The 18,243-nt window shown below is 52.4% G+C and carries 20 protein-coding genes; 10 read left to right on the top strand and 10 right to left on the bottom strand.

Annotated elements, in window-relative coordinates; genetic code table 11:
* Positions 1-4: 4 nt before the first annotated feature.
* Genes spoT through gmk form a run of 3 tightly spaced genes read right to left on the bottom strand, consistent with a single transcriptional unit; the run spans position 5 to position 3,088 of the window.
* On the bottom strand, positions 5-2,116 hold the full coding sequence (gene spoT, locus JTI98_RS04485) for a bifunctional GTP diphosphokinase/guanosine-3',5'-bis pyrophosphate 3'-pyrophosphohydrolase (protein ID WP_042998641.1): 2,112 nt from the start codon (positions 2,114-2,116) through the stop codon (positions 5-7).
* 18 nt (positions 2,117-2,134) lie between these two features.
* Positions 2,135-2,410: a DNA-directed RNA polymerase subunit omega gene (gene rpoZ, locus JTI98_RS04480; protein WP_000135058.1), complete on the bottom strand. Its 276-nt coding sequence runs from the start codon at positions 2,408-2,410 to the stop codon at positions 2,135-2,137.
* Positions 2,411-2,464: 54 nt separating this feature from the next.
* A complete protein-coding gene (gmk, locus tag JTI98_RS04475) occupies positions 2,465-3,088 on the bottom strand; it encodes a guanylate kinase (RefSeq protein ID WP_042998640.1) in 624 nt (207 codons plus the stop codon).
* Between the two features lie 257 nt (positions 3,089-3,345).
* Between gmk and ligB the strand changes: the two genes are divergently transcribed.
* Positions 3,346-5,031: an NAD-dependent DNA ligase LigB gene (ligB, locus tag JTI98_RS04470; protein WP_216081968.1), complete on the top strand. Its 1,686-nt coding sequence runs from the start codon at positions 3,346-3,348 to the stop codon at positions 5,029-5,031.
* Here the strand turns inward: ligB and JTI98_RS04465 are convergent.
* A complete protein-coding gene (locus JTI98_RS04465; protein ID WP_042998638.1) occupies positions 5,028-5,645 on the bottom strand; it encodes a trimeric intracellular cation channel family protein in 618 nt (205 codons plus the stop codon). The genes ligB and JTI98_RS04465 overlap by 4 nt on opposite strands.
* Positions 5,646-5,899: 254 nt before the next feature.
* On the bottom strand, positions 5,900-6,763 hold the full coding sequence (locus tag JTI98_RS04460; protein WP_042998637.1) for a YicC/YloC family endoribonuclease: 864 nt from the start codon (positions 6,761-6,763) through the stop codon (positions 5,900-5,902).
* Between the two features lie 124 nt (positions 6,764-6,887).
* Here JTI98_RS04460 and rph point away from each other — a divergent pair, with 124 nt between their 5' ends.
* Positions 6,888-7,604, top strand: coding sequence for a ribonuclease PH (gene rph, locus JTI98_RS04455; RefSeq protein ID WP_042998636.1), 717 nt, complete (start codon positions 6,888-6,890; stop codon positions 7,602-7,604).
* 78 nt (positions 7,605-7,682) lie between these two features.
* Positions 7,683-8,324 (top strand): orotate phosphoribosyltransferase, encoded by a 642-nt coding sequence (pyrE, locus tag JTI98_RS04450; protein ID WP_042998635.1) that lies wholly within the window; start codon positions 7,683-7,685, stop codon positions 8,322-8,324.
* A gap of 39 nt (positions 8,325-8,363) precedes the next feature.
* Here pyrE and slmA read toward each other — a convergent pair whose 3' ends face one another.
* From slmA to coaBC, 3 genes are all read right to left on the bottom strand, one after another.
* Entirely contained in the window at positions 8,364-8,960 is a 597-nt protein-coding gene (gene slmA / locus JTI98_RS04445) for a nucleoid occlusion factor SlmA (RefSeq protein ID WP_042998634.1), read from the bottom strand.
* Positions 8,961-9,068: 108 nt separating this feature from the next.
* Entirely contained in the window at positions 9,069-9,527 is a 459-nt protein-coding gene (gene dut / locus JTI98_RS04440) for a dUTP diphosphatase (protein ID WP_042998633.1), read from the bottom strand.
* Entirely contained in the window at positions 9,505-10,725 is a 1,221-nt protein-coding gene (gene coaBC, locus JTI98_RS04435) for a bifunctional phosphopantothenoylcysteine decarboxylase/phosphopantothenate--cysteine ligase CoaBC (protein ID WP_086513027.1), read from the bottom strand. Before coaBC ends, dut begins: the two co-directional genes overlap by 23 nt.
* Positions 10,726-10,898: 173 nt before the next feature.
* On the opposite strand from coaBC, the gene radC reads away from it, so the two are divergent.
* The 4 genes from radC to mutM all read left to right on the top strand — a co-directional run bounded on the left by radC (position 10,899) and on the right by mutM (position 13,163).
* Positions 10,899-11,564, top strand: coding sequence for a DNA repair protein RadC (gene radC / locus JTI98_RS04430; RefSeq protein ID WP_042998631.1), 666 nt, complete (start codon positions 10,899-10,901; stop codon positions 11,562-11,564).
* A 266-nt stretch (positions 11,565-11,830) separates the two neighbouring features.
* A complete protein-coding gene (gene rpmB, locus JTI98_RS04425) occupies positions 11,831-12,067 on the top strand; it encodes a 50S ribosomal protein L28 (RefSeq protein WP_002436699.1) in 237 nt (78 codons plus the stop codon).
* A gap of 20 nt (positions 12,068-12,087) precedes the next feature.
* Complete coding sequence (rpmG, locus tag JTI98_RS04420) at positions 12,088-12,255, top strand: 50S ribosomal protein L33 (protein ID WP_003024094.1); 168 nt, start codon at positions 12,088-12,090, stop codon at positions 12,253-12,255.
* 98 nt (positions 12,256-12,353) lie between these two features.
* On the top strand, positions 12,354-13,163 hold the full coding sequence (mutM, locus tag JTI98_RS04415) for a bifunctional DNA-formamidopyrimidine glycosylase/DNA-(apurinic or apyrimidinic site) lyase (protein ID WP_044263544.1): 810 nt from the start codon (positions 12,354-12,356) through the stop codon (positions 13,161-13,163).
* Between the two features lie 25 nt (positions 13,164-13,188).
* On the opposite strand, the gene coaD is transcribed toward mutM, so the two are convergent.
* Together coaD and waaA are read right to left on the bottom strand one after the other, a co-directional pair.
* Positions 13,189-13,668 (bottom strand): pantetheine-phosphate adenylyltransferase, encoded by a 480-nt coding sequence (gene coaD, locus JTI98_RS04410; protein WP_042998629.1) that lies wholly within the window; start codon positions 13,666-13,668, stop codon positions 13,189-13,191.
* An 8-nt stretch (positions 13,669-13,676) separates the two neighbouring features.
* Positions 13,677-14,954, bottom strand: coding sequence for a lipid IV(A) 3-deoxy-D-manno-octulosonic acid transferase (gene waaA, locus JTI98_RS04405; protein ID WP_058587390.1), 1,278 nt, complete (start codon positions 14,952-14,954; stop codon positions 13,677-13,679).
* 411 nt (positions 14,955-15,365) lie between these two features.
* Between waaA and rfaQ the strand changes: the two genes are divergently transcribed.
* The 3 genes from rfaQ to rfaP form a co-directional block, all read left to right on the top strand.
* Complete coding sequence (gene rfaQ / locus JTI98_RS04400; RefSeq protein WP_216081967.1) at positions 15,366-16,436, top strand: lipopolysaccharide core heptosyltransferase RfaQ; 1,071 nt, start codon at positions 15,366-15,368, stop codon at positions 16,434-16,436.
* Positions 16,433-17,557, top strand: coding sequence for a glycosyltransferase family 4 protein (locus tag JTI98_RS04395; RefSeq protein WP_044328046.1), 1,125 nt, complete (start codon positions 16,433-16,435; stop codon positions 17,555-17,557). Before rfaQ ends, JTI98_RS04395 begins: the two co-directional genes overlap by 4 nt.
* Positions 17,550-18,243, top strand: a 694-nt coding sequence (rfaP, locus tag JTI98_RS04390) for a lipopolysaccharide core heptose(I) kinase RfaP (protein WP_216081966.1), incomplete at its 3' end; no start/stop codon positions are given. The genes JTI98_RS04395 and rfaP, both read left to right, overlap by 8 nt.

Raw genomic sequence — 18,243 nt, 5'->3', positions numbered from 1 at the left:
AAAACTAGTTTCGGTTACGGGTGACTTTTATCACGTCAGGCATCACGCGAATTTTGCGCATGATATTCGCCAGGTGCACACGGTCGCGCGCAGTAAGGCGAATAAAGGCGCTGTAGACGCGACCATCCTTCTCTTCAGTATTCAGGCTCTGAATATTAGAGGTGGTGGTGTTGATCGCCGCCGTCAGATTTGCCAGCGCACCCTGGTGGTTAAACATATCCACTTTGATTTCGGTGATGAATTCCTGCTCCGTCTCTTTGTCCCATTCCACCGCCATAAACTTCTCTGGCTCTTTCTGGTAACCACGGATGTTACGGCAGGATTCATGGTGAATGACCAGGCCTTTACCCGGACTGACGTGGGCAATGATCGGATCGCCCGGAATCGGACGACAGCACTTGGCAAAGGTAATCAGCACGCCATCTGCGCCTTTAATAGGCAAATGACCGTGGCCGGGCATAGCAGGTTGGATTGCGGAGGCATCGCCCTGCTGCAGGTTTTTCGCTACCACCACGCTCATGGCATTGCCGAGGCCGATTTCTGCCAGCAGATCGTCAAGCGTCGCAAGCTTCATCCGCTCAAGTTCACGCTGGATACTCTCTTGCGGGATTTCGGCCAGCTTACGACTGCCACCTAACGCATGGTTGAGCAGGCGACGTCCCAGACTGACAGAATCATCGCGCTTGAGGTTCTTCAGCAACTGGCGGATCTTGGCGCGGGCTTTTGAACTGACGACGAAGTTAAGCCATGCCGCGTTCGGACGAGCCCCCGGCGCGGTAATGATTTCGACCGTCTGACCGCTGGTCAGCGGCTGTGACAGCGGATAGGGCTGTCTGTCGACGCGTGCGCCGACGCAGGCATGACCGATATCGGTATGCACCGCATAAGCAAAGTCGACAGGAGTGGCACCGGCAGGCAGTTCGACAATGCGCCCTTCCGGTGTGAAAACGTAAATCTCATCCGGGAACAGATCGGATTTCACGCTCTCGATAAATTCAAACGAGCTACCTGCGCTTTGTTGCAGTTCCAGCAGGCTTTGCATCCAGCGCTGGGCACGAATCTGCGCGGTAGTACTGGTTTCGCCGTGCTCTTTATAAGCCCAGTGCGCCGCGACCCCCATTTCGGCCATCTGGTCCATATCCTCTGTACGGATTTGGACTTCAACCGGAACGCCGTGTGGACCGATCATCGACGTGTGCAAAGACTGATAGCCGTTCGCTTTTGGAATGGCGATGTAGTCTTTTACCCGTCCAGGACGCGGTTTATAGAGGCTGTGCATCTGGCCGAGCACGCGATAGCAGGTGTCGGCGTCATGGACGATTACGCGGAACGCATAGATATCCATGATCGAATGGAAACGCTGCTCTTTAAGCACCATCTTGCAATAGATGGAATAGAGGTGCTTTTCACGACCACTCACACGGCATGGAATTCCCGCTTCCTGCAGTCGCCCTTCGATTTCAGAGAGGATTTTTTGGATCATCTCTTTGCGGTTGCCGCGAGCGGCTTTAACCACCTCTTTAATCACGCGATAGCGGTTCGGGTACAGCGCCTCAAAACCCAGCTCTTCAAGCTCGGTTTTAATGTGATGAATACCTAAACGGTGCGCCAGCGGGCTATAGATCTCGAGGGTTTCACGGGCGATGCGGCGACGTTTGTCCGGGCGTAATGAGCCCAGCGTGCGCATGTTGTGGGTACGGTCGGCGAGTTTGATGAGAATGACGCGGATATCCTGCACCATCGCCATAATCATCTTGCGAAAGTTTTCGGCCTGCGCCTCTTTCTTATCGCGAAACTTGAGTTTATCAAGCTTCGACACCCCCTCTACCAGTTCAGCAACGCTTTTACCAAACAGCTGCTCCATGTCCTGGTAGGTGGCGGGAGTATCTTCGATCACGTCATGCAGCAGCGCAGCCATCAGTGTTTCATAGTCGAGTTTCATCTCGGCCAGAATACAGGCTACGGCAACAGGGTGCGTGATATAAGGTTCACCGCTTGAACGTGTCTGGCCCTCGTGAGCGTCACGTGCAACGAGATACGCCTGCCGAAGACGTTTGATTTGGTCTTCCGGCAGGTAGTGTTGAATCAGTTGATTCAGGCTTTCAAACAGATACAAGGGCGACCCGCTTTGTGATTAACGACGACCTTCAGCAATTGCGGTTACGGCTTGTAATTCAGCGGCTTCCTGCTCTTGCTGTTCCTGGCGCTCACGGACGTCGAGGATCTGGTTGTTGATCAGACCTTCTTCGATTTCGCGCAGCGCGATTACGGTAGTTTTATCGTTTTCTTCCGGTACGAGCGGATCCTTTCCGCCTACCTGCATCTGACGAGCGCGACGCGCGGCGACCAGTACCAGGTCAAAACGGTTACCAATTTTCTCTACAGCGTCCTGAACAGTTACGCGTGCCATACTTAAAATGCTCCACAGGTGAAGAAATGACTGGGCATGATACTGAAAGTGGGTTCAGTCTGCCAACAGTTTGCTGATTAAAGCGTCATGACGCTGCTTTTGGCGGCTCATGCGCAGACGTTCGGCGCGAATAATGGTTTTCAGATCGCCCAGGGCGGTGTCGAAGTCATCATTCACAATAAGATAATCATATTCGGCGTAATGGCTCATTTCTGCAACAGCTTGCGCCATACGTTTCGCAATCACCTCTTCGCTATCCTGTCCACGACCCCGCAAACGGCGGTCCAGTTCCAGTTTAGACGGCGGCAAAATAAAGATACTGCGCGCATGCGGCATCTTCTTACGAATTTGTTGCGCGCCCTGCCAGTCGATATCCAGAAAGACATCTACCCCGGAAGCCAGCACTTGCTCAATGGCTTCACGCGAGGTGCCATAGTAATTACCAAAAACTTCTGCGTGTTCCAGAAACGCGTCGTTGCCAATCATGGTTCTGAATTCGTCATGATCCACAAAGAAATAATGTTCGCCGTGAACTTCACCCGGGCGCGGAGCGCGCGTCGTGTGCGAAACAGAAACCTGGGTGTCATACAACGGTTGGGTTTTTAACAAAGCCTGAATCAGGCTGGACTTACCCGCGCCACTGGGGGCAGAAACAATATAAAGCGTGCCTTGAGCCATGAGTATCTTACGTATGTGATTATCGAAAATGAACCTACATACGGGCTTATTATACACGTCACCGCTACGCGACGTAGTCTTTGTCACACTTTTTACGCCAGATTATTGCTTTTTGCGCGCCTGTTTCCTGATTTACGCAACATTCTCTGCAAATGAGCGGAATCACTGGAAGCCTGAACGCAATCTACACTTTTGTCGCTCGGCGCTGCCCACACAACGCGCTATATCTGCCTGGAAACGTACAGCGGAGAGTGGCGATGAAAGTGGGGACAGCGATATTGATGGGGTTGTGGTTATGGCAGGCGCAGTCCTGGGCGGTATGTCCGGTATGGTCGTCTGCGAGGGCTCACGAAGAGATCTCTCGTTTGCAACAGCAAATTGCGCAGTGGGATGACGCCTACTGGAAAGAGGGAGTGAGTGTGGTCGAAGACGGCGTCTACGATCAATTGCATGCACGACTGCTTCAGTGGCAGCACTGTTTTGCTGACGACTCTCCGCCCAGCCAGGCGTTGCCTTCACCTGGTGGTACGGTCCCTCATCCCGTCGCCCATACCGGGGTACAAAAGCTGCCTGACAAGCGAGCTGTGCAGCAATGGATGCGCGGGCACAACGATTTGTGGGTACAGCCGAAGGTTGATGGTGTGGCGGTTACGCTGAAATATCAACATGGCAAACTGACGCAGGCGATCAGCCGTGGCGATGGTCTGAAGGGCGAAGACTGGACGCAAAAAGTACAGCTGATGCCAGCCGTGCCGCAAACCGTGGCGGGGGCGCTGACAAACAGCGTGTTACAGGGTGAAATCTTTTTGCGACGGGAAGGGCATATCCAGCAAAAAATGGGCGGGATGAATGCCCGTTCGAAGGTGGCGGGTCTGCTGATGCGCAAGACCAGCGTAAGCGACTTATCATCACTGGGGATTTTTATCTGGGCCTGGCCTGATGGCCCGCAGACAATGTCCGAAAGAGTCAACCAGTTGAGTGCAGCGGGTTTTACACTAGCGAAGGCATTCACGCTGCCAGTTGACAACGTTGAGGCCGTGGAGCGGGCGCGTACGCACTGGTGGACTTCCGCTTTGCCCTTCGTTACCGATGGGGTCGTTGTGCGAATGGACAAGGAACCTGCGTCCCACCAGTGGTTACCAGGGCAAGGGAGTTGGCTGGTTGCCTGGAAATACCCACCCGTTGCGCAGGTGGCGGAGGTCACAGCGATTCAATTTACGGTCGGCAAAAGCGGAAAAATCGCCGTTGTAGCAACACTTGCCCCCGTCATGCTGGATGATAAACGGGTACAACGGGTGAATATCGGTTCCGTAAATCGCTGGAAAGAGTGGGATATCGCCCCTGGCGATCAAATCCTGGTGAGCCTTGCCGGACAGGGGATCCCACGTATTGACGATGTCGTCTGGCGGAGTTCAGACCGGGCTAAACCGATACCTCCTGATAATCGCTTCAATTCATTGACTTGCTTTTTTGCTTCCGCATCATGTCAGGAACAGTTTATTTCCCGCCTGGTCTGGTTGGGCTCTGGCGCTGTTTTAAAGCTGGACGGTGTGGGTGAGGCGGGCTGGCGGGCGCTTCATCAGCAGCATCACTTTGAACATATCTTTTCATGGCTGGCTTTAACTCAGGAGCAGATTCAGCACACGCCGGGATTTGCGAAAGCAAAAGGTGAGCAGGTATGGCATCAGTTTAATTTGGTTAGAAAACAGCCTTTTATTCGCTGGATACAAGCGTTAGGCATCCCGTTACCACTGGTGGCGCTCAATGCCAGTGGCGATCGTTCATGGCGGCAGTTGTCAGGGCGAACTGAATTGTACTGGCAACAACTTCCGTCAGTCGGCCCGCGTCGCGCACGTCAGGTGATAACATGGCTGGACAACGCGGAGGTCAAACAGCTGAGCCACTGGTTGGCAGCTCAGCAGATTGAGAGCTTCATTCCTTAGTGGCTTTCGTGGTGGTAGTAAAACACCGGCAAACCCAGTTTAAGGCGCAGCGCTAGGAGTCGGGCGACAAAGCCAAACATCAGGGTTGAGATAACCACGATATCCTGACTGGAAACATAGTGTTGCAGGACGATATACAGCACGGCAGAGGCGAATGAAACCCCGGCGTACAGCTCTTTCTGGAAAACGAGCGGAATACGTTTACAGAACATATCGCGCAGCACTCCACCGAAGACTCCGGTGGTGACCGCTGCAACGACGGCAATGATCGGTCCATGCCCCATATCCAGGGCCACCTGAGCGCCAATAATGGAAAAAACCACCAGGCCTAAGGCATCCAGTACCAGGAACACCTTGCGCAGGTAGGGCATGACGGGAGCCACAATAGTCGTCAGGACTGCCGCTGTGGCGACAATAATCACGTATTCGGGATGTTTAACCCAGCCCAGAGGATAGTGGCCGAGCAGAATATCGCGGACAGAGCCACCGCCGATGGCTGTTGCGGTGGCAATAATGATGACGCCGAATGTATCCATCCGACGACGACCCGCCGCCAGCGCGCCGGTCATGGCTTCGGCAGTGATCCCTATCAGGTACAAAACGTGTAACAGCATGACTCCCCCCAGTATTTTGGGGACAAAGAGTAACGATTTGTGCTCGTCTTCACGATTGAGATTTTCTAAGGCGAGTGATTTTTAATAATTTCAGCTAATGTGAAGTTGATGTTCTTCTGAAGTAGTGCGTGATATGAGAATTTTTTTGTCGGTAAAATGGATGAGAAAAACTAAACTGAAGATGTCCACAATTTAGCGTGAGTCGTGAAAAACGTAGCACCGCCATTGGCTGACGGGCTACGCGGAAAGACACCTTACTCGATGTTCTGGATTTGCTCGCGCATTTGCTCGATTAAAACTTTCAGTTCGATGGCGGAATTGGTCACTTCCGCATTAATGGATTTTGACGCCAGCGTATTCGATTCGCGATTGAATTCTTGCATCATGAAGTCCAGACGGCGGCCTACTGCCTCTTTTTTCTTCAGGATGTTGTAGGTTTCTTTAACGTGGGCGTCCAGGCGATCCAGTTCTTCTGCCACATCAATGCGCTGTGCCATCAGGACCAGTTCTTGTTCCAGACGGTTGTTTTCCAGTTGGACCTGAGCGTCTTCAAGCTTAGCGACCAGACGCTCGCGCTGCCATTGCAGAATTTCTGGCATATGGGCGCGGACCTTAACAACTTCAGCGCTGACACCTTCCAGACGTTGTTCGATCAGCGTTTTCAGTGCCTGGCCTTCCGTTTCGCGGGCAACGATGAAATCGTCGAGCGTGCCGTCGAGTGCGGTCAGGATTTCAGCAGCAATGGCGTCCAGATCCTGCTCCTGTGCTGCCATAACACCGGGCCAGCGCAGGATATCGACCGGATTGATTTCCCCTTCATCACTCTGCATTTTGACCCAGTTAGCCGCATTCACGAGTTGTTTTGCGAGCTTTTCATTCAGGATGAGCTCGCCCTGCGCGCTGGCATCGGGTTCAAAGCGCAGCATGCATTCGACTTTACCGCGCGTCAGGCGCGTACGAATGCGTTCACGAACAACAGGCTCAAGGCTACGGAACTGTTCCGGCAGACGAAAGTAAGTTTCCAGATAACGCTGGTTTACCGAGCGCATTTCCCAGGTGGCGCTACCCCATTCACCCTTGATTTCACGCCGGGCGTAGGCGGTCATACTGCGGATCATAGACGTTCCTGTTTTTAAAGGAGAGATGGGAGGATTATAGCCATCCCGGCCTTGTCAGGATAGGAATAACCGCCGGAAGTCCGTATAATGCGCAGCCACATTCGTTTAAGCCGGAGATCTCAATATGCGTCCAGCAGGCCGTAGCGCTAACCAGGTGCGTCCCGTAACCCTGACCCGTAACTATACAAAACACGCTGAAGGCTCGGTGCTGGTCGAATTTGGAGATACCAAAGTGCTGTGCACGGCCTCAATTGAAGAAGGCGTACCGCGTTTTCTGAAAGGTCAGGGCCAGGGTTGGATCACCGCTGAATATGGCATGTTGCCGCGTGCAACACATACCCGTAACGCGCGCGAAGCCGCAAAAGGCAAGCAGGGCGGCCGTACTATGGAAATTCAGCGTCTGATCGCCCGTGCGCTGCGCGCTGCAGTCGATCTCAAAACGTTGGGTGAATTTACTATCACCCTGGACTGCGATGTGATCCAGGCCGATGGCGGCACGCGTACCGCTTCCATTACCGGTGCCTGTGTGGCGCTGGCAGATGCGCTGAACAAACTGGTGGCCAGCGGTAAGCTGAAAACTAATCCGATGAAAGGGATGGTTGCTGCGGTATCCGTGGGGATCGTTAACGGCGAAGCGCTCTGCGATCTGGAGTACGTTGAAGACTCAGCGGCGGAAACCGACATGAACGTGGTGATGACCGAAGATGGACGAATCATTGAGGTGCAGGGGACGGCAGAAGGTGAGCCGTTCAGCCATGAAGAACTTCTCACCTTGCTGGCACTGGCCCGAGGGGGAATCGAATCCATTGTTGCGACGCAGAAGGCGGCGCTAGAGAATTGATTTTAAGGCGACCAATGAGTCGCCTTTTTTTTGTCCGTAGATTTTGTCAATGATGAAAGTGAAATGAGGAGCGAATCCATGAAACCCTATCAACGCCAGTTTATTGAGTTTGCGCTTAACAAACAGGTACTCAAGTTTGGCGAGTTCACGCTGAAATCCGGGCGCAAGAGCCCCTATTTCTTCAACGCCGGCCTGTTTAATACCGGGCGCGATCTGGCACTGTTAGGCCGTTTTTACGCTGAAGCATTAGTGGATTCTGGCATTGAATTTGATCTGCTTTTTGGCCCGGCTTACAAAGGCATTCCCATTGCGACGACCACGGCGGTCGCGCTGGCGGAACATCATGACAAAGACCTGCCGTACTGCTTTAACCGCAAAGAAGCCAAAGATCACGGAGAAGGTGGCAATCTGGTTGGCAGCGCATTACAAGGCCGCGTGATGCTGGTAGATGATGTGATCACCGCTGGTACGGCCATCCGGGAATCGATGGAAATCATCCAGGCCAATGGTGCAACGCTGGCTGGTGTGCTGATCTCTTTGGATCGTCAGGAACGCGGACGTGGCGAGATTTCTGCCATTCAGGAAGTCGAGCGCGATTATGGCTGTAAGGTGATTTCCATCATCACCCTGAAAGACCTGATTGCCTATCTGGAAGAGAAGCCGGAAATGGCAGAGCATCTGGCAGCGGTGCGGGCGTATCGGGAAGCGTTCGGCGTTTAACGTGAGTGGCCGGATAACGCGTGCGCTATCCGGCAAACATTACTGCAGTTGCGCGGCGAGCAGTGGCCAGCGGGCATCAAAATCATCCGTAGGACGGTATTTGAATTCGCTACGCACAAAGCGCGACAGCATACCTTCGCAGAAGGCGAGCAGTTGACTTGCCAGTAACGTTTCATCCGTCACGTACCCTTCACCTTCACGCATCCGCTTTTCCCGCAATACCTGGCGCAGTTGTGCTTCAATGCGTTCGAACAGTTGGTTGATACGTCCTTGCAGACGATCTTGTTCAAACATCAACGCATGTCCGGTCAGGATGCGCGTCAGGCCAGGATTGCGTTCGCCGAAACCCAGAATCAATAACACAATCAGGCGCACACGCGCGTGAGTATCTTTTTCATCTTTCAAAATCAAATTGATACGGGTGATCAGGCTGTCTTCGATAAACTCAATCAGGCTATCGAACATGCGGGTCTTGCTGGGAAAGTGGCGATACAATGCCGCTTCGGAAACGCCGACAGAAGCCGCCAGTTTCGCTGTTGTGATGCGCTGGCTTCCATCACTGGATTCCAGCATCAGCGCCAGAGACTGAAGTATTTCTTCGCGACGATTCCTTTTCGCAGTTTGTTTTTCTGCCATGTTACAAAATACCCCTGAAAATAAGCACTTGCAGGCGAGCATCCACACTATGACCGCAAACCCAGGGCTTGCGGTGATGTTATGACGTTATCGGGATGCGTAACTTTCTTACTTACGACCGGAATGGCCGAAACCGCCTTCACCACGGTGGGTGGCATCAAACTCTTCCACCAGATTAAATTCGGCCTGCACGACTGGCACAAAGACCATCTGTGCGATACGTTCGCCCGGCTCAATGGTAAAACTGTCCTGACCACGGTTCCAGACGGATACCATTAGCTGCCCCTGATAGTCAGAATCAATCAACCCCACCAGGTTGCCCAGCACGATACCATGCTTATGGCCCAGACCCGAACGCGGCAGGATGACGGCAGCCAGAGACGGATCGGCGATGTGAATAGCCAGCCCGGTTGGCAGCAGCGTGGTTGCGCCCGGCGCCAGTTCTACGGCGTCATCGAGACAAGCCCGCAGGTCAAGTCCGGCGGAGCCGGAGGTGGCATACGTCGGCAGCGGGAATTGCTTGCCGACACGCGGGTCCAGAATCTTAACGTCGATTTTTTTCATCATAACGGGTCACGATCTCGTCGAGTAATAATTGGCCCAGGAGTGCTTTGCGCTCAAGCGGTAAGACTTTATCTCCATCCTGCCAGAAAAGGTGTAAAGCGTTGCTGTCGCTATTAAACCCTTGAGTTGAAAGCGAAACATCGTTTGCACAGATCAAATCAAGGTTTTTACGGATACGTTTTTGCCGGGCATATTCTTCCACATTATTCGTTTCCGCGGCAAACCCAACGACATAGGGTCGATGGTCTTTACGTGCAGCAACTCCGGCGATGATGTCTGGGTTCTTGACCATTTTTATTGTTAATTCATCACCTTGTGTTGCCTGTTTCTTAATTTTTTCCGGGGCGACAATCGCGGCGCGATAGTCTGCTACGGCAGCGCAGCCGATAAAAATATGTTGCTGTTGGACGGCGGATTGCACCGCCGCTTCCATTTCCAGAGCGGTCATCACATCAACACGCTGTACAAAAGGCGGTGTGGGTAATGATACCGGGCCGGCGACCAGCGTAACGTTTGCCCCGCGACGGGCTGCGGCGGCGGCAATGGCAAACCCCATTTTGCCGGAGCTGTGGTTGGAAATGTAGCGCACCGGATCGAGCGGTTCGCGCGTCGGGCCCGCGGTAATCATGATGTTAAGATGTTGCAGATCGTTGACAGGGGCGAAATGTGCCGCGGCCATATCGACAATCGTTAAAGGATCCAGCATACGGCCCGGCCCTACATCACCGCATGCCTGGCTGCCGCTGTCTGGTCCCCAGATGAGCAACCCACGAGAAGCCAGAACGTCCAGATTATGCTGCGTTGCCGCAGCCCGGTACATCTGCTGGTTCATTGCCGGTAAAACAGCAACGGGCGCAGGAGTAGCCAGACAAATCGTAGACACCAGATCGTTTGCTATGCCGGCTGCGACACGCGCGATAAGGTCTGCGGTGGCCGGGGCGAGAATCACCAGGTCGGCCCATTTCCCCAACTCAATATGGCCCATTGCGGCTTCTGCCGCGGGATCCAGCAGACTGTCAGAAACGGGATACCCGGAAACCGCCTGTAAGCTGAGTGGAGTAATAAAGGCTTTAGCCGCCTCGGTCATTGCCACTCGGACATCAGCGCCGCGTTCGCGCAGACGACGCACCAGTTCAGGGGCTTTGTAGGCAGCAATGCCGCCGCTGACGCCGAGAACGATTTTTTTACCAGCCAGGCTCATCATGATCATTCCTGTTGGATTACACCAGAAGGCGGATATTTTATCACAATCCGTAAACTGTCGTGCGTTCACCCATGAATCACTTTGCGAGGCGCTACGCAGGAGTGAAAATTGTACGTCGATTCCCCCTCCGGGCCGTGCCACCATGCGTGCTGGCATGAGGAGGTGTGGGGATGGAAACTGCTGAATATGTGCTGCCGAGGGAAAAACTGTTGGCGCTTGGGGTCGATACGCTGACGGATGACGAACTACTGGCGCTCTTCTTACGGACCGGAACGCCCGGGAAAGATGTCTTTGCACTGGCAAAAGAGATCCTGGAACATTTTGGCTCTCTTTATAGCTTGTTGACGGCGGACTACTCTCAATTCAGCGCGGTGACAGGGATTGGCGTAGCAAAGTATGCGCAGCTTAAAGGTATTGCGGAACTGGCCAGGCGCTTTTATGAAGTGCAAATAAAAGGTACGAACCCGTTACTCAGCCCGGTGTTAACACGGGATTTTTTGCAGAGCCAATTAGCGGGGGAAGCGCGGGAAGTTTTCATGGTGGTTTTTCTCGATTCCCAACATCATGTCATTAAACATAGCCGCCTTTTCTCTGGCACACTCACTCATGTTGAGATCCATCCGCGTGAAATTATTCGTGAAGCGATAAAAATCAATGCATCTGCGGTGATCCTTGCCCATAATCATCCGTCGGGGTGTGCAGAGCCGAGCAAAGCGGATAAACTTATCACCGAGCGTGTCGTAAAATGCTGTCAGTTCATGGATATCCGTGTGCTTGATCACCTTGTCATTGGACGCGGAGAGTACGTTTCGTTTGCGGAACGAGGTTGGATTTGACGCACTTAGCGCGATCCATCGGGATCTTTGTCTGTTCGGGACTTGAGCACATCGCTGACTCAGCGTATACTACGCCACCTTTGAGAATCTCGGGTTTGGCATTTGGGCCTGGCAATCGAGTGTTCGCTTAGACACCCAATCATTCATGTTGCGTTAAGGCAGCTTGAAGGGTGAGGTGTAGAACCGCGATGACCGGGCTGTAAAGCCTGACGAGGCGCCGATACCCCATACGAAGCTCGAGCTAATTTGATTTTTGGAGAATAGACATGTCCCGAGTCTGCCAAGTTACTGGCAAGCGTCCGGTGACCGGTAACAACCGTTCCCACGCACTGAACGCGACTAAACGCCGTTTCCTGCCTAACCTGCACTCTCACCGTTTCTGGGTTGAGAGCGAAAAGCGTTTTGTCACCCTGCGTGTATCTGCTAAAGGTATGCGTGTAATTGATAAGAAAGGCATCGATACAGTTCTGTCTGAACTGCGTGCCCGTGGCGAAAAGTACTAAGTACTAAGAGGAAATAAATCATGGCTAAAGGTATTCGTGAGAAGATCAAGCTGGTTTCTTCTGCTGGTACTGGTCACTTCTATACCACCACGAAGAACAAACGTACTAAGCCGGAAAAACTGGAACTGAAAAAATTCGATCCAGTTGTCCGTCAGCACGTTCTCTACAAAGAAGCGAAAATTAAGTAAGTCTCGCTTTGCTGTAATGAAAAACCTCGCTTCGGCGGGGTTTTTTGTTTTCTGGCCATCCCCATATTAGTGAGACCTGATACACAGCCGGAGACGTTATGCCTGAATTACCTGAAGTCGAAACCAGCCGTCGCGGTATTGAACCGCATCTGGTCGGGGCAACCATTCTGCATGCCAATGTGCGTAATGGACGTCTGCGTTGGCCGGTATCAGAAGAGATCTACCGTCTGAGCGACAAACCGGTGCTCAGCGTTCAGCGCCGTGCGAAATACCTTCTGCTGGAGCTACCCGATGGCTGGATCATCATTCACCTGGGGATGTCAGGCAGTCTACGTATCCTTCCTGAAGAACTGCCGGCAGAAAAACATGACCATGTCGATTTAGTGATGAGTAACGGTAAAGTCCTGCGCTACACCGATCCCCGTCGCTTTGGCGCCTGGCTGTGGACGAAAGAACTGGAAGGGCACAACGTACTGGCGCATCTCGGTCCTGAACCGCTAAGCGATGCTTTCAACGGCGAATACCTGCAACAGAAATGTGCGAAGAAGAAAACGGCGATTAAACCCTGGTTGATGGATAATAAGCTGGTCGTGGGTGTCGGAAATATCTACGCCAGTGAATCCCTGTTTGCTGCGGGTATTCATCCTGACCGTCTGGCGTCATCATTGTCGCCGGCTGAATATGAACTGCTGGTGCGCGTGATTAAGGCCGTCCTGCTGCGTTCAATAGAACAGGGTGGAACGACGCTGAAAGATTTTCTGCAAAGCGATGGTAAACCGGGCTATTTTGCTCAAGAGTTGCAGGTCTATGGCCGTAAAGGTGAGCCATGCAGAGTGTGCGGAACGCCGATCGTAGCATCGAAACACGCGCAGCGTGCGACGTTCTATTGCCGTCAGTGCCAGAAGTAAGACGGGGCGTCCCGGATGCGGGACGCTATTTGAGCTTTGCCAACAGCGCCTGATGAATATTCTCGGGCAGGAAGTGGGTGACATCACCCTGATGGCGGGCCACTTCTTTCACCAATGACGATGAGATGAAGGACCACTCTTTAGAAGGCATCAGAAAGACACTTTCCAGCTCTGGCATCAAATGCCGATTCATGTGGGCCAACTGCATTTCGTATTCAAAATCCGCGACGGCGCGCAATCCGCGAATCAGGATGTTGGCCTGTTGCTCACGCGCAAAGTTGGCCATCAGATCGCTAAAACCTAGCACTTCAACGCCAGACAGATGGGCAGTGGCCTGCTGAGCCAGCGCGACACGTTCTTCAAGGCTGAACATCGGTTTTTTACCGGGACTTGCCGCAATCGCCAGAATGACATGATCAAACATCTGCGTAGCACGCGTGATGATATCGATATGGCCGTTCGTCAACGGATCAAAAGTACCTGGATAAATCGCCCGTTTTTGCATAACAGCCCTCAATGCGTTTTCGGTGGCAGATAAGGTTCCAGCAGCTGTAGCAGGCGCTGTAACGCCCCCTGGTTTTGATAGAGAACTTCAACTGCGTGACGACCATAGAAATTACGATAATCGGCATCGGTCAGTAAAGAGGAAACCTCTTTGGCAAGACTTGTGGCGTCCGTGACCGTAATCAAACCGCTGGCCTGCTCCAGACGGGCGCATATATCTTTGAAATTGAAGGTATGGGGTCCCATTAGCACCGGAATTGCGTGTGCCGCGGCTTCCAGCGGGTTATGTCCGCCACGTTCAACCAGTGATCCTCCGACAAATGCCAGATCCGCAATTCCGTAAAGCAGCATCAGTTCACCCATCGTGTCACCTACAACGACCTGGGTACTGGCCGAGGGGACTTCGCCGGAGGAACGTGTGGTATAGCTTAGCCCGGCTTCACGCACGAGGTTAATCGCATCCGGGAAGCGTTCCGGATGACGCGGGACCAGAATCAACAGCAGGTTGGGGAACTGGTGTAACAATGCCTGATGCGCGGCGATGATAATACTCTCTTCACCATCATGAGTACTGGTTGCGATCCACACCGGGCGATGCGGCGCCCACTGGCGACGCAGCGTAACTGCTTTTGCGGCAAGTTGTGGTGTTACGGAAATATCGAACTTCAGACTGCCGGTGACGGTCACCTGATTGTTCTTCGCGCCCAGCGTCACAAAGCGCTGACCATCCTCTTCATTTTGCGCTGCAATTAGCGTAATACGACGGAGGATTCGGCGGATAAATTTCCCCAACTTCGCGTAACCGTCAGCGGAGCGGGCAGAAAGACGCGCATTGGCGATGACCAGTGGAATATGGCGTTTATGCAGCGCGGCAATCAGGTTCGGCCATAGCTCCGTTTCCATAATCAGCACCAGCTTAGGATCAACCTTGTTCAGGAAGCGACCCAGCGCATCGGGTAAATCGTAAGGCAGGTAGACGTGCTGAACATCGCTACCGAAGGCTGACTGGACACGCTCGGAGCCGGTTGGCGTCATTGTGGTGACCGTGATCGGTAGATCGGGGTAGCGATGTCGCAGGGCGCGAACCAAAGGAATGGCTGCCAGTGTTTCGCCGACAGAGACGGAATGGAGCATAATCCCGCCCGGTTTCAGGGGGCGACGGTAAAAACCGTAGCGTTCACCCCAGCGTTTACGGTAGGCCGGGGCCTTACGTCCGCGCACCCAAAGCCGTATCCAGATCAAAGGCTGAACAAGGTAGAGAAGGGCGGTGTAAAGCAATTCGAGCATAGTAAATAGCTGACTTATGGATGTGCTGGGGATTCTATGTATTTAGCCAGGGCTTTACCATTACTTTTCCTGTTTTTGACTTAAATAGCTTTTAGTCCGACTTATTCCGCCAGCCCGGCTCATCTTTTTTGAATTTTTATGCCATTTATTGATTTTTACTGCTCTTGCCGTTGTTAACCGAGCCAATCGGTGACGAAAAAAACAATGGTCAGATTAATATCAATTTGATTTAAAAAAGAAAAATACCCACTTTGCGGTTAATTTATTCGAGTCGGATCGCAGCGAAAGAAGTGATACACTAGCGCGTAAAAGTCAGTGCAATATCAGTGATCGGGTAGCTGTTGAGCCTGGGGCGGTAGCGTGCTGTTTTCTGCTTAACTTTATCGGACAATCACAACAAAAGAGTCGCGTGTGGAAAAGCCTTTTCGAAAAATTCTGGTCATCAAGATGCGTTTCCACGGGGATATGCTATTAACCACTCCCGTTATCAGTACGCTGAAGCAGAACTATCCTGACGCCAAAATCGATATGCTTCTTTACCAGGATACGATGCCTATTTTGTTGGAAAACCCCGAGATTAATACCCTTTATGGCATCAGTAATAAGGGAACGGGGGCGGCAGAGAAAATTAAAAATACGCTTTCGCTGATTAAGACCTTACGCAACAACCAATATGATCTGGTCATCAACCTGACCGATCAATGGATCGTGGCGCTGATTGTCCGTTTTTTACACGCAAGAGTAAAAATATCCCAGGATTTCGCCAACCGGCAGTCTGCATTCTGGAAACAGAGTTTTACCTATCTCGTTCCCTATTCCGGCGAACACGTTGTCGAACGTACGCTGTCAGCACTCAAACCACTGGGGCTGGAGCATATTGTTACTGAAACGACGATGAGCTATCGGCCTGAACACTGGGAGAATATGCGTCGGCAGTTGCGCCAGCTTGGCGTGACGCATCAGTATGTGGTGATTCAACCTACGGCAAGGCAGTTATTTAAATGCTGGGATAATGACAAATTTTCCCGCGTCATTGATGCTCTTGAACGTCGTGGTTATCAGGTCGTGCTGACGTCCGGCCCTTCTGCTGACGATTTAGCCTGTGTGGAAGAGATTGCGCTGGGGTGCGAAACCAAACCGGTAACCGGGCTGGCAGGTAAAACCCGATTCCCGGAATTAGGCGCGCTGATTGATCATGCCGCCCTTTTTATTGGCGTTGATTCAGCCCCAGGGCATATCGCCGCGGCGGTCAAAACGCCGGTGATATGTCTGTTTGGCGCGACAGACCATGTCTTCTGGCGCCCCTGGACTGACAATATTATTCAGTTCTGGGCAGGGGACTATCAGCCGATGCCTAAACGATCTGAACTGGACCGTAACAAAAAATATATGTCCGTTATTCCCGCTGAGGATGTGATTGCGGCAACGGAAAAACTGTTGCCGCAGAACGCGCAAATTATCGAAATGGATGCGCCAGTATGATCGTGGCTTTTTGTTTGTATAAGTATTTTCCGTTCGGCGGACTACAACGTGACTTTATGCGCATTGCGCAAACCGTAGCAGCTCGAGGTCATCAGGTCCGTATTTATACCCAATCGTGGGACGGAGAATGCCCGGATGCTTTTGAGCTCATTCGTGTACCGGTTAAATCACGGACCAACCATGGGCGTAATGCGGAATATTATGCCTGGGTACAGGCGCATTTGCGTGAGCATCCCGTTGACAGGGTCGTAGGGTTTAACAAGATGCCAGGCCTGGATGTCTATTTTGCCGCGGATGTCTGTTATGCCGAAAAAGTTGAGCAAGAAAAAGGCTTTTTCTATCGTCTGACCTCTCGTTATCGCCATTACGCGGCGTTTGAACGGGCAACGTTTGAACAGGGTAAACCGACGCAGTTATTAATGCTGACGGATACGCAGATTGCTGATTTCCAGAAGCATTATCAAACCGAAGCGGAGCGTTTTCATATTCTCCCTCCGGGGATTTACCCGGACAGAAAATACAGTGCGCAAATCCCGAATGCCCGTGAAATCGTTCGCCAGAAGAACGGTATTTCGGAGCAGCAAAACTTACTGTTGCAGGTTGGCTCTGATTTTACCCGCAAAGGGGTGGATCGTTCGATTGAAGCACTTGCGTCACTTCCGGCGGCGCTGCGGCATAACACACTTTTGTATATTGTCGGTCAGGATAAGCCACGCAAATTTGAAGCGCTGGCAGAAAAACGCGGCGTGCGCAGTAATGTGCATTTTTTCTCCGGACGCAATGATGTCGCGGAGTTGATGGCTGCCGCCGATTTGTTACTGCACCCGGCCTATCAGGAAGCGGCAGGTATTGTTCTGCTGGAGGCAATTACTGCTGGCTTGCCAGTGTTGACCACTGCCGTTTGCGGTTATGCGCATTATATTGCGCAGGCTAACTGTGGCGATGTGATTGAAGAACCCTGGCGGCAGGACGCGTTGAACGACATTTTGCGTAAAGCGCTGACCCAGCCGTCATTGCGTGCAGCGTGGGCAGAAAACGCGCGGCATTATGCGGATACGCAAGATTTGTACAGTCTGCCGGAAAAGGCGGCGGACATTATTACAGGTGGTCTGGATGGTTGAATTGAAAGAACCGTTAGCCACATTATGGCGCGGGAAAGACGCGTTTGAGGAAGTCAAAACGCTGCAGGGTGAAGTCTTCAGGGAGCTGGAAACTCGTCGTACGCTGCGATTTGAACTGGCGGGGAAAAGCTATTTCCTTAAATGGCATCGGGGTACTTCTCTCAAGGAAATTGTCAAAAACCTTCTCTCGCTGCGGATGCCGGTTTTGGGCGCTGACAGAGAATGGAACGCTATTCATCGCCTCCAGGATTTAGGCGTGGATACGATGTATGGCGTTGGTTTCGGTGAGAAAGGGCTCAACCCTCTGACCAAAACGTCGTTCATTATTACCGAAGATCTCACGCCGACCATCAGTCTGGAAGACTATTGTGCGGATTGGGCAACGAATCCACCGGACGTCAACGTCAAGTGGATGATTATTGACCGTGTGGCCACGATGGTGCGCAAGATGCACGCAGGTGGAATCAATCACCGTGATTGCTATATCTGCCACTTCCTGCTGCATCTGCCTTTTTCAGGCAATAAAGAAGACTTAAAGATTTCGGTTATTGATCTACACAGGGCACAGATTCGTACGAAAGTTCCTCGCCGCTGGCGTGATAAAGACCTGATTGGCCTCTATTTTTCGTCACTAAACATTGGGTTGACACAGCGGGATATCTGGCGGTTTATGCGGGTTTATTTTG

It is taken from the genome of Citrobacter sp. MGH 55 (assembly GCF_016906145.1).
Lineage (GTDB): Bacteria > Pseudomonadota > Gammaproteobacteria > Enterobacterales > Enterobacteriaceae > Citrobacter_A > Citrobacter_A amalonaticus.
The sequence above is the reverse complement of the archived record's forward strand: the minus strand, read 5'-3'. Positions and strand labels throughout refer to the sequence as shown.